Origin of the sequence: Kluyvera sp. Awk 3 (genome assembly GCF_028069715.1) — a bacterium.
Taxonomy (GTDB): domain Bacteria; phylum Pseudomonadota; class Gammaproteobacteria; order Enterobacterales; family Enterobacteriaceae; genus Kluyvera; species Kluyvera georgiana_A.
Map to the genome: position 1 here is coordinate 1 of NZ_JANEWH010000130.1, position 11,889 is coordinate 11,889.

At 56.3% G+C, this 11,889-nt stretch carries 10 protein-coding genes and 1 pseudogene; 7 read left to right on the top strand and 4 right to left on the bottom strand.

Annotated features, from left to right (window positions below; genetic code table 11):
* The first annotated feature begins 63 nt into the window (after positions 1-63).
* The 3 genes and pseudogenes from NNN71_RS20245 to NNN71_RS25310 all read left to right on the top strand — a co-directional run.
* Positions 64-1,362, top strand: a complete 1,299-nt coding sequence (locus tag NNN71_RS20245; RefSeq protein ID WP_167575607.1) for a D-amino acid dehydrogenase — start codon at positions 64-66, stop codon at positions 1,360-1,362.
* Between the two features lie 9 nt (positions 1,363-1,371).
* On the top strand, positions 1,372-2,442 hold the full coding sequence (dadX, locus tag NNN71_RS20250) for a catabolic alanine racemase DadX (protein WP_271459201.1): 1,071 nt from the start codon (positions 1,372-1,374) through the stop codon (positions 2,440-2,442).
* 18 nt (positions 2,443-2,460) lie between these two features.
* Positions 2,461-2,592, top strand: a pseudogene (locus tag NNN71_RS25310) (hypothetical protein); the annotation flags it as partial.
* On the opposite strand, the gene NNN71_RS20255 reads toward NNN71_RS25310, so the two are convergent.
* Complete coding sequence (locus NNN71_RS20255) at positions 2,533-4,266, bottom strand: potassium/proton antiporter (protein ID WP_167575609.1); 1,734 nt, start codon at positions 4,264-4,266, stop codon at positions 2,533-2,535. The pseudogene NNN71_RS25310 and the gene NNN71_RS20255 sit on opposite strands and share 60 nt — an antisense overlap.
* A gap of 94 nt (positions 4,267-4,360) precedes the next feature.
* Positions 4,361-5,275: a muramoyltetrapeptide carboxypeptidase gene (ldcA, locus tag NNN71_RS20260; protein WP_271459202.1), complete on the bottom strand. Its 915-nt coding sequence runs from the start codon at positions 5,273-5,275 to the stop codon at positions 4,361-4,363.
* A gap of 93 nt (positions 5,276-5,368) precedes the next feature.
* Here ldcA and emtA point away from each other — a divergent pair, with 93 nt between their 5' ends.
* Positions 5,369-5,980, top strand: a complete 612-nt coding sequence (emtA, locus tag NNN71_RS20265; protein WP_065356773.1) for a membrane-bound lytic murein transglycosylase EmtA — start codon at positions 5,369-5,371, stop codon at positions 5,978-5,980.
* Here emtA and ycgR read toward each other — a convergent pair whose 3' ends face one another.
* Positions 5,981-6,712: a flagellar brake protein YcgR gene (gene ycgR, locus NNN71_RS20270; protein WP_249023126.1), complete on the bottom strand. Its 732-nt coding sequence runs from the start codon at positions 6,710-6,712 to the stop codon at positions 5,981-5,983. It abuts the gene before it with no gap.
* A gap of 269 nt (positions 6,713-6,981) precedes the next feature.
* Between ycgR and NNN71_RS20275 the strand changes: the two genes are divergently transcribed.
* Together NNN71_RS20275 and NNN71_RS20280 are read left to right on the top strand one after the other, a co-directional pair.
* Positions 6,982-7,236, top strand: coding sequence for a GlsB/YeaQ/YmgE family stress response membrane protein (locus tag NNN71_RS20275; protein ID WP_064544875.1), 255 nt, complete (start codon positions 6,982-6,984; stop codon positions 7,234-7,236).
* A gap of 150 nt (positions 7,237-7,386) precedes the next feature.
* Positions 7,387-9,495, top strand: coding sequence for a TonB-dependent siderophore receptor (locus NNN71_RS20280; protein ID WP_271459203.1), 2,109 nt, complete (start codon positions 7,387-7,389; stop codon positions 9,493-9,495).
* A 110-nt stretch (positions 9,496-9,605) separates the two neighbouring features.
* Here the strand turns inward: NNN71_RS20280 and hpaX are convergent, their stop codons facing one another.
* The gene (gene hpaX, locus NNN71_RS20285) at positions 9,606-10,997 is read right to left on the bottom strand and encodes a 4-hydroxyphenylacetate permease (RefSeq protein WP_271459204.1); all 1,392 of its coding nucleotides are present in this window, start codon (positions 10,995-10,997) and stop codon (positions 9,606-9,608) included.
* 255 nt (positions 10,998-11,252) lie between these two features.
* Between hpaX and NNN71_RS20290 the strand changes: the two genes are divergently transcribed.
* On the top strand, positions 11,253-11,726 hold the full coding sequence (locus NNN71_RS20290) for a MarR family winged helix-turn-helix transcriptional regulator (protein WP_167575614.1): 474 nt from the start codon (positions 11,253-11,255) through the stop codon (positions 11,724-11,726).
* The last annotated feature ends 163 nt before the right edge of the window (positions 11,727-11,889 follow it).

Below are 11,889 nucleotides of genomic sequence, written 5' to 3' on the forward strand. Positions count from 1 at the left end.
CATCTGGGTTATCAATTTGTAATTAGAAGATTGTTCTTTTACTCATTCTGGACTGGAGTGGCTATGCACATTGTCATACTGGGAAGTGGCGTGGTGGGCGTGACCAGCGCCTGGTATTTAAGTCAGGCGGGGCATCAGGTGACGGTTATCGACCGGGAGGCCGGCCCGGCGCTGGAGACCAGCGCCGCCAACGCCGGGCAAATCTCCCCGGGCTACGCTGCGCCGTGGGCGGCACCGGGCGTGCCGCTAAAGGCGATTAAATGGATGTTCCAGCGCCATGCGCCGCTGGCGATTCGCCTGGATGGCACCGGTTTCCAGCTGAAGTGGATGTGGCAAATGCTGCGCAACTGCGACACTCGCCACTATATGGAAAACAAAGGGCGCATGGTGCGTCTGGCTGAGTACAGTCGCGACTGTCTGAAAACCCTGCGTGAAACCACCGGCATTAGCTATGAAGGCCGTCAGGGCGGTACGTTGCAACTGTTCCGCACCGCTCAACAGTATGAGAACGCGACCCGCGATATTGCCGTGCTGGAAGATGCGGGGGTGCCGTATCAACTGCTGGAAGCTTCGCGTCTCGCCGAGGTTGAGCCAGCGCTGGCGGAGGTTGCCCATAAGCTGACTGGCGGTCTGCGCTTACCCAACGATGAAACCGGTGACTGCCAGTTGTTCACCCAGCGGTTGGCGAAAATGGCCGAGCAGGCGGGCGTGCAGTTCCGTTTCAATACGCCGGTAGACAGCCTGATTAAAGAGGGCGAACGCATTGTCGGCGTGAAGTGCGGCGACGAAGTGGTCAAAGCCGATGCTTACGTGATGGCTTTTGGCTCTTACTCAACCGCCATGCTCAAAGGGCTGGTGGATATCCCGGTTTATCCGCTGAAGGGCTACTCGCTGACCATTCCGATCGTCGAAGAGAGCGGGGCGCCGGTGTCCACGATCCTTGATGAAACGTATAAAATCGCGATTACCCGTTTTGATAACCGTATCCGCGTTGGCGGTATGGCGGAGATTGTCGGTTTTAATACCGAGCTGCTTCAGCCGCGTCGCGAGACGCTGGAGATGGTTGTGCGCGATCTCTTCCCGCGCGGCGGCCACGTGGAAGAGGCCACGTTCTGGACCGGGCTGCGTCCGATGACCCCGGACGGCACGCCAGTGGTGGGCAAAACGGCGTTCAAAAATTTGTGGCTGAATACCGGCCACGGCACGCTGGGCTGGACCATGTCCTGCGGTTCCGGCCAGCTGCTAAGCGATTTGATGTCTGGCAGAATGCCGGCTATCCCCTATGATGATCTCAGTGTCGCACGCTATTCACCGGGCTTCACACCCACTCGCGTGCAGCATTTGCATGGCGCGCACCACTAAGGAGAACGCATGTCACGTCCTGTGCTCGCCAGCATCGATCTGCAGGCGCTGAAAAACAATCTGGCTATTGTCCGACGCGCTGCGAATGGGGCCCGCGTCTGGTCGGTGGTGAAAGCGAATGCCTACGGCCATGGCCTTGATCGGGTATGGAATGCCCTGAAGGAAACCGACGGTTTTGCGATGCTCAACCTCGAAGAGGCGATTCTGCTGCGTGAACGCGGCTGGAAAGGGCCGATTCTGTTACTGGAAGGTTTTTTCCATGCCGACGAACTGGAACTGTTTGATAAATATCGGCTGACCACCAGCGTGCACAGCAACTGGCAGATTAAAGCGCTACAGAATGCCCGTCTGCACGCGCCGATTGATATCTACCTGAAGGTAAACAGCGGCATGAACCGTCTCGGTTTTGCACCGGAGCGAGTGCAGACGGTCTGGCAACAGCTGCGCGGTATGAAAAACGTCGGCGCGATGACGCTCATGTCGCACTTTGCGCAATCGGAAAACACCGACGGCGTAACTGAACCGATGCGCCTGATCGAGCAGGCGGCTGAAGGACTGGACTGCCCACGTTCGTTAGCCAACTCGGCGGCGACGATGTGGCATCCGGAAACCCATTTTGACTGGGTGCGGCCCGGTATTGTACTCTACGGCGCGTCACCCTCTGGCCAATGGCAGGACATCGCGAATACCGGCCTCAAGCCGGTGATGACGCTGAGCAGCCAGATTATCGGCGTGCAGAACCTCAAACCCGGCAATGCGGTGGGCTATGGCAGCCGCTATCGCGCAAAAGAGGAACAGCGCATTGGTATTGTCGCCTGCGGTTACGCCGACGGCTACCCGCGCATTGCCGCCAATGGCACTCCGGTGCTGGTGGATGGGATCCGTACCGGTACGGTTGGCGCTATCTCGATGGATATGCTGGCGGTGGATTTAACGCCGTGCCCGCAGGCCGGAATTGGTACCGCCGTTGAGCTGTGGGGGCAGGAAATTAAGATTGATGAAGTGGCGGCCAGCGCGGGCACCGTCGGCTATGAGCTGATGTGCGCGCTGGCACCGCGAGTCCCCGTTGTGACGGTGTAACGTTTGTGCGTTTGCCCGGTGGCGCTGCGCTTACCGGGCCTACAGCCGTTTGCTACTCTCGCAAGCCAGCGCCATCGGGCAACAAACAGGCTACTCCGATTCTTCTTCGGCCACCCGCACGCCGACTTTCAACACCTGATTCTCTTCTTTTTCCGCGACCGTCCATATCATCCCGGCAAACTCCACCTGGTCGCCCACCACCGGCGCTGCGCCGAGCAGATGCTCGACGATATCGCCCAGAGACTGCTGGTTATCGCGGAACTCTTCCCCGCCGTCGAGGCCGTAAATCAGCGCCACGTCGGCAAACTTGGCGCCAGCTTCCAGAATAAAATCACCAAAGAAGCGCTGATCCAGCGATATCGGCGGCGACTGGCTAAACAGCTTGCCCAGCAGAGGCAGGTCGCGCTCGCGGCCAATCACGCACAGAATGTCATTTTCCCGCAGGCGGGTGCTGCCAGTAGGGTGCAGCAGCGCATTATCACGAAACAGGGCGGCAATACGCGTTTCCGGCGGCATATGCAGGTCGCGCAGCGCCGCGCCCACGCACCATTTTTCGGCGCTAAGCTGATAGACAAACTGCTCCCACGGGTTCTCCGGGTGAATATCCAGCCCCACGCGGGAGATAGGCCAGCCGACCGGCGGCACCACCACTTTGGCTTTCTTCGCCGCCCACGACAGCGAGGTGCCCTGCAGCAGCAGTGAAATCAGAACCACGAAGAAGGCGACATTAAAGAACAGCCGCGCATTCTCGAGGCCCGCCATCATCGGAAACACCGCGAGGATGATCGGTACCGCGCCGCGCAGGCCAACCCAACTGATAAAGGTGCGCTCGCGCAGGTTAAATCCGCGGAACGGCAGCAACCCGGCGAACACGGAAAGCGGACGGGCGATGAAGATCATCCAAATAGAAAGCAGCAGTGCTGGAATGGCTATCGGCAACAGATCGGACGGCGTGACCAGCAGCCCCAGCACGAGGAACATCGCAATTTGCGCCAGCCAGGCCAGGCCATCGAAGTTTTGCAGAATACCAAAGCGGTTGCGGATTGGCCGGTTACCCAGCAGGAAACCGCACAGGTACACCGCCAGGATACCGCTGCCGTCAAGCGTGGTGGTGACGGCAAAAATCATGATCCCACCGCTCAGCGCCAGCAGCGGGTACAGCCCGGCGGGCAGGGCGATACGGTTGATCATTTGCAGCAGCAGATAGCCGCCGCCAAGACCAATCACGATCCCCAAACCGAACTGCTGAATAATGTGTACAAGGAACATCCAGCTCAGGCCCGTTTCATGCTGCTGGATCATCTCAATCAGCGTGATGGTCAGAAACACCGCCATCGGGTCGTTACTGCCGGATTCAATCTCCAGAGTGGAGCCCACGCGTTCGTTTAGCCCTTTGCCGCCAAGCAGCGAGAACACCGCCGCCGCATCCGTGGAGCCGACAATCGCGCCAATCAGCAAACCTTCCATCATATCCAGCTTAAACAGCCAGGCCGCCATCATCCCGGTGAGCCCGGAGGTGATGAGTACGCCGAGCGTCGCCAGCGAAAGCGCCGGGCCGAGCGCCACGCGAAAGGAACTGGCCTGGGTACGCATCCCGCCATCCAGCAGGATCACCGCCAGCGCCAGGTTACTGACCATATACGCGAAAGGGTAGTTGTCGAACGGAATGCCGCCAATGCCATCAACGCCTGCAAGCATGCCAATGGCTAAAAAGATAACCAGTATCGGGATGCCGAGGCGGGAAGAAAATGAGCTTAAGAGAATACTGCAGGTTACTAAGACCGAACCCAAAATAAAGAGACTAATGACTGCCGTGGCGTCCAATGTTCACGCACTCCCCTAATCGCGCTTGCTGGTAACAAAACGTTACCATAATTAGGGCGCGAACATTGGACTAATAAGCGGTATTTATTGTTTTTTATTCACTTAATACGGGATGACCGCTCAGCGTGAGCATTGAATGACCGGATGCGTGGGTTAACTGTGCCTGTGCGCCCAGCGCCAGGGTCACCGTGCGCTGCTCATGGCCGAAATCGAGCCCGGTGATCAACGGGATTGGCAAACGTGAACGCAGGTAATCATACATGGCGTTCAGATCGTAGCCTGCGTCGTAATCATTCGGCGCCGCGCCGGTAAAACTCCCCAACACAATGGCTCGCTGACGCGACAAAATGCCCGCGTGCAGCAGCTGTAGCAGCATGCGTTCGACGCGGAACGGATGTTCGTTGATGTCCTCGAGCACCAGAATGCCATCGCGGATCTCCGGGAGCCACGGTGTGCCAATCAGCGAAACGATCATCGCCAGGTTGCCGCCCCACAGCGTTCCCTCAGCTTCACAAGCCGGGCCGTTGCCCTGCCATTCCACGGAATAGGTCGGATTTTTCAGCGCCAGCCAGAAGTGCCGTTCGGTGAAGTCGTTCAGCGTTTCGGCGCCAAAGTTACCGGCCAGCATCGGCCCGCTAAAGGTGACGACATTGCCCAGGGCCAGCAGCCCCATCTGGATAACGGTAAAATCGCTGTGGCCGCAAATAAGCAGCGGATCGCGCAGCTGGCGAGCAATCAGCCCCTGCCAGTCGATGCGCTCAAGTAAACGACTTGCGCCGTAGCCGCCGCGTACCGGCATGACAATCTGATTTTTCCCGCCCAGCGTCACAAGACCGTTAAGATCGCTCAACCGTTCGCTTTCTGTGCCGGCGAAACGACGGTCGCGACGGGCGATAACCTGTTGATGAGCGACCTGATGTCCGGCCTCTTCTAATCGCGATACCCCGCGCAGCGCGGCGGATTGGTTAATGCAGTAGCCGGAAGGGGCGATAAGATGAAACTGGGACATGGCATTTCCTTGCTGAGTACGAAACGAGTATCATGCCGCCTGAGCCAGTGGTTGTCATTAACGGCAGCAAAGTTCAGCTAAAAGGATAGATGCGTGAAATTAAGATGGTTTGCTTTTTTAATTGTATTACTCGCCGGGTGTAGCTCTAAATCGGATTACCGAAATCCCCCCTGGAACCCTGAAGTGCCGGTAAAGCGAGCGATGCAGTGGATGCCTATTAGCGAAAAAGCCGGTGCGGCATGGGGCGTCAGCCCACGCCTGATCACCGCGATTATTGCCGTGGAGTCCGGCGGGAACCCGACGCTGGTCAGCAAATCAAACGCGGTTGGCCTGATGCAACTGAAGGCCTCCACCTCCGGGCTGGACGTCTACCGTTATATGGGCTGGAGCGGCCAGCCGTCGACCAGCGAGCTGAAAAACCCGGAGCGTAATATCTCAATGGGAGCGGCCTATCTGAGCATTCTGGAGCACGGTTCACTGGCGGGCATTAGCGACCCGGAAGTGATGCAGTATGCGCTGGTGGTGTCCTATGCGAACGGTGCCGGTGCGCTGCTGCGCACCTTCTCATCCGATCGTAAAAAGGCGATTGCGGAAATCAACGAACTGGATAAGGACGAGTTCTTCGAGCATGTGGTGAAGAACCATCCGGCACCGCAGGCGCCACGCTATATCTGGAAAGTACAGAAAGCGATGGACGCCATGTAGTTAGCGGACGTTATTGGCCCGTTCGCGGGCCTCTCGCTCCAGTGAAAAGATAATGCGCTGGAGCGAGCGTTCAAGTACCGGCGTCATATGCAGAAAACGAAAGCTCAGGCGCGGGGTGACAATCGTTTCGTTCTTGCTATCAACCACCTTACGTTCGCTGATCGCCAGCAGTTGTGCATCAAAGCGGAAACGTCCCCATTGTCCCATATCCAGCTCAATCTCTTTCAGCTCCATTCCGGGAACCAGAATTTCTGGCGTCGGTCCATCCAGTAGCGCGCCCATCCCTCCCAGCGAGAGATCAAACAGTCGAAAACGGAGCGGGGTTTTATTCGGCAGCGTGGCGATACCATAGTAGGGCGGATGCAGCGGCGCGGGCATGCGGAAATATTCGCGACGTTGAATAAACCACACTGCTGGCGGCGTCGGCATCACAAAGGCCGGTAACCCCTGATAATCTTCAACCTGCATTTCGGCAACGGTAAATTCTATTTTTGCGCCATTGGTTTCCGCCACGATGCTGATATTTTTTGCCGTTCGAGCCGCGTCGTTATCTGCTTCCCGGCTGCCAAAATCAATAACCAAGCGTTGCTGGCTGGCGTCGAGAATGCGGCTAATAAATTGACGTGAAGACCAGCTCACGCGCAGCGCGGCGTTAGCCTGCTGAAGATCGCGGAGAATATTTAATACGGCTAACGGATTTTGCTTAAGAAACTGTGCGTTATGCTCACTCACCTGAAATGGCTCCTGAATGGCAGGTTCTCTATGAGATATCGGCGTCAGGAAACAGAACTTCAGCGTCTAAATAAAAATATTTAACATTACGCCAGATCTGCGCTGTGCAACGGACTTAAGACAGTGCTTACATCAATATTCGTATTTGTCCGTATAAAATATCATCGCCATACCAGGTTTTTTAAGAACAATTACCTATACTTGAAACATTAGAGGCGCAGAATGTCGGCGCTTTTATTGCTGTTAATGGAACAGGAGAGGTGGGAAAAATGGGTATTATTACCTGGATTATTTTTGGTCTGATTGCCGGTGTTATTGCCAAATTCATTATGCCGGGACGCGATGGGGGTGGTTTTATCCTCACCTGTATCCTGGGGATTGTGGGTGCGGTAGTGGGTGGTTGGCTTGCGACCACGTTCGGCATCGGTGGCAGCGTCACCGGTTTTAACCTGCACAGCTTCCTGGTTGCCGTGGTAGGCGCCATCGTTGTGCTGGCGGTATTCCGCCTGATTCGCCGCGAATAATGTCTTCCAACGGCCCCGTCAGGGGCCGTTTCTTGCTTCGACAAAAATCCGATCTAGATCACATTTCTATATCCCTTCGTATTTTGTTGTTGAATAGCAAATGCGGATGATAATAATTATCGTTCTTTGTTCTTTTTGAGCTTAACGATAATGAATAACGCCGTTTTCCGCCTTTGTGCACTCTCCGGGATGATAACACTCGCGCTTGCGTCGCAGGCCTATGCCGATAATAACGAATCCACCATGGTCGTGAACGCCTCCGGCGAGGAGAGCGAACTGGCCGCCTGGACCAACAGCGCCACCAAATCCGCGGTGGCGGAGAGTAAAACGCCGCAGGTTATCAACACTATCGGTCAGCATGAAATCACCCTGCGCCACGCTGCCTCGGTGAATGAGATTCTGCGCTATGCGCCTGGGGTAACGACCGAGTCGCGCGGTAGCACGACCTACATGAGCGAATACAAGATTCGCGGCTTTAACGTCGACAATGAATTCTATAACGGCCTCCAGTTGCCCTATAACGTGACCGGTAATACCAAAGCGCGGATCGACCCGCTGCTGGTTGAGAGCGTCGATATCCTCAAAGGGCCTTCCTCGGTGCTCTACGGCAGCGGTTCGCCGGGCGGGTTGGTGAATATTCAGGGGAAGAAACCACAGACCACGCCGCGCACGGAAGTCGGCTTCAATACTGGGACTCGCAACCTGAAAGAGGGCTACCTGGACTCGACCGGGCGGGTTGCCGACAGCGACTGGAGCTATCGCCTGCTGGGTAAAGCGACTGAGGGTGACGATCAGCCCCATACCACGCGTTATGAGGATTACCTGGTAGCGCCCAGCGTGACGTGGCAGCCAAGCGATAAAACCCGCCTGACGTTGGATGCGCTGGCGCAAAATACCCCAAGCCTGACGCCGTCTAACCCGCTGCCGCTTTCTTATTTGCGCTCCAGCTACGCCAACAAACGCGATTATGCCGGTGACGACTGGAACGGCTTCAAGCAGCGCCAGTGGATGGTGGGCTACAGTTTTGAACACCAATTTGATAACGGCTGGGGAATTGCGCAGAAAGCGCGTTACTTTGATATCGACAGCCATCAGCGGAGCGTCTATTCCACCGGCAACGCGGGGAACCCGGTTTATGAACTGAACCGCTTTGCCTATACCACAGACGAAGATCTGCATAGCTTCAATATCGACAACCAGATCACGCGGACGCTGACGGTGGGCGACTGGCAGCACCACCTGCTGGCAGGGTTCGACTATCAGAAGCTGAATTCCCACTACCATTATCGCTATGCGTCGACGACCCCGGGTATCGACATGCGCAACCCGGACTTTACGCAGGTGAATGAAGGGGCGCTGGGATTGTACACTGCGCAGAAAAATCGCCTCTCTTACAACCAGAAAGGCTACTACCTGCAGGACCAGATGGCCTGGGGAGGCCTGAATATTCTCGCCAGCCTACGCTACGACGAATACCAGTCCGCGACAACCGACTACCTTAACCACGACGAGAAAACGTGGATCTCTCAGGATCGCGTGACCAAACGCCTTGGCGTGCTGTACGCCTTTGACAATGGGCTGTCGCCGTTTATCAGCTACTCGGAAGGATTTAAACCGGTATCACCGGCTAACGGCCTGACGGCGGAACAGGTGAAACCTACCACCAGTAAGCAGGTGGAAGGCGGCGTGAAGTACCTGCTGGCGGACTATGCGACCACCTTTACCGCCTCAGTCTTCAACATCCGACAGAAAAACGTGCTGAGCGCGGATCCGAGCTGGGTGTACCGCCAGACCGGGGAAATTGAGTCCAAAGGGGCAGAGCTGTCGGTCATCAGCCGGCCAACCGATAATATTAACCTGATCGCCAACTACGCCTATACCCACGCCATCAACACCGAAGATGAGAGCTACCAGGGCAAGCGCCCGACGCAGATACCTGAAAATGCCTTCAACCTGTGGGGCGACTATACCTTCGACCAGAGCCTGGTGCGCGGGCTGACGATCGGCGCGGGGGCGCGCTACACCGGTCCGATGGAAATCTCCCCGGATAACAAGGCGGGTAAACTGGGGGGCACAACGCAGTACGATATGTCGCTGTCTTACGATATGTCCGCCGTGGACAGCAGCCTTGCAGGGCTCATGCTGAAAGCCAGCGCGCAGAACCTGACCAACAAAGAGACGTTGACCTGTTATGACAGCACCAACTGCTGGATTGGTCGCGATCGAACCGTGCAGGTAGGGGCGAGCTATGCCTTCTGATGGTAGGCCGGATAAGCGCAGCGCCATCCGGCAGCTACGCATCATGCCGGATGGCGGCGAAACGCCTTATCCGGCCTACGTGATAATTCCGGGTCGCCTGGACGTGGGGTTTACGCCGACTCCGGGGCTACGCCAGATACCGCATTCTGGCGTTGCGCGGCTTTCATCGGAATAAACGCGACGATAACAGCACCCAGAATCAGGAAGCCGGCCACCATGTAGATCCCGGCGTTAAAGCTGCCGGTGACGTCTTTCATCAGCCCCATCAGCAAAGGTCCCAGCGCCGCGCCGGTCATGCCGGTGCCGTTGATCACCGCGATGCCCAGCGCACGGGCGCGCAGGGAGAGCGCGCGATCCGGTGTGGTCCAGAAGATAACCATCGCCGCAAAGGCGCCCATCGACGCCATCACGATCCCGGTGAATTGCAGGTGCGGGTTCGGGCTGGCGGCGGTGAGGATCCAGCCAGCCGCGGCGAACAGATAGGGCAGCAGGGTGTGCAGCTTACGCTCGTTGTAGCGGTCGGAACGTTTGCTCCACCAGATCATGCCGATGATCGTACAGACCTGCGGAATCGCGCTCAGCAGGCCGATAGTGACGTTGCTGCTCTCGGCGTTAAAGCTACGCAGAATCAGCGGCGTCCAAACGCTCAGGGCGCTCAGCGTATTGGTCAGGCAGAAGTAGGCCAGGGTGTAGAGAATAATCGCCGGGGTGAGTAGCTCGCGCAGCATACTTTTTTGCCCAACCGAGGCGGCCTGAATGGCGCTTTGGGTTTGCAATGCGTTGATTCGGTCGGCTTCCAGCATCTCGTTGAGGCAGGCTTTATCATCGTCGGTCAGCCATTTGGCCTTCGCCGGACTGTCGTCAAGCCAGAACCAGACCACCAGACCGAGCAGCACCGACGGGAAGCCTTCCAGCAGGAACAGCCACTGCCAGCCTTTCAGATTGAGCAGGCCATCCATGTTGAGAATGTACCCAGACGCCAGGGACCCCAACGCCATGGTCACCGGCATGGCGATCATAAACAGCGCGTTGGCGCGGGCGCGATAATGTGCGGGGAACCAATAGGTTAAGTAATACAGCAGGCCGGGAAGAAAACCGGCTTCGGCAATACCCACCAGCATGCGCAGGGCGTACAGGCTGTTGGGCCCGGTGGCGAACAGCGTGGCGGTAGAGGCGATACCCCAAACGATCATGAGAATGGCTATCCAGCGTCGCGCGCCAACGATGGTCAGCATCACGTTACTGGGAATACCACAGACCACGTACATCACATAAAACAGCGTGGTAGCGAGGCCAAACATAGTGCTGGTTAACCCGAGATCTTTTCCCATGGTTAGCCCGGCGAAGCCAATGTTGATGCGGTCGAGATAGGAAAACACAAACAGTACGAATAAAAACACGATCAATCGGCGAAACAGCTTGTTGATCACCGCCTGCTGCCGCGCGTTGAGCGGCGCTGGACCGGAGGTCGACGTTGGTTCCAGAGAAGGGCTATCGTTCATGAAAAGCTCCACATTGTGATTATGGTTATGGGTCGTACAGGCTGGCTAACGTATAGAGAACGTCCGCTGAAGGTGTCAATTTTATGTGTGAAAAATGATACGCAATTGTTATGTGTGTGGCATTTGTGAATCATAATGCGATCTGCGTCGCTAAAAAGCCTCAGGCGCAGATCGACCCGGCATCATCACGTCGGGACGGGGCGAAAGACACAGGGTATAATCGAAAAATCTGCGGCTTGTTTGGTAAGGAAACGCATGAGTTATCTAAAAAAATTATCGGGTGATGGTACTGAAGATGCCGTATTTCATCGTGAAGAGTTTCCGTTCTACTGGATTGTTAACGTCTACGCGCGTTACACCCAAACCGTAGAAATCGCGCTCAAGAAGATCTCTCTGGATGTCTCGCGCTTTCGCGTGTTGATGATTACCCATCAGTACGGCGAGGCGAGCATTTCGCAAATCTCCGAGTATGCGCTGGCGAAAATGCCGACCGTCACCAAAATCGTCGGTCGACTCCGCGACGATGGGCTGGTGACAACCGCCAGCAGTCCCAGCGATGCGCGGGTGACCGTCGTGATGTTAACGGAAGCGGGCCAGCAGAAAGTGGCGGAAGCGATGCCGCTGATGAGCAAAATATTCGACAAAGGTTTTAAAGGAATGACCGCCAGCCAGGTGGAGAAAATGAACCAGGCATTGGCCAACGTGCTGGATAACCTCAACGAACTTTAACCCCCGTCTCTCACACGATCGCGAAACTGTGACTCGTGTAGAAAAAATTCATAACGTCTTGTAAATACACACTATATTACATACCGTCGTCGACAGCCCGTTCGACGACGGTACCCGCTGTATTGCCTTTTTTTGCTTTATATTTCATCTGGCTGCATAAATA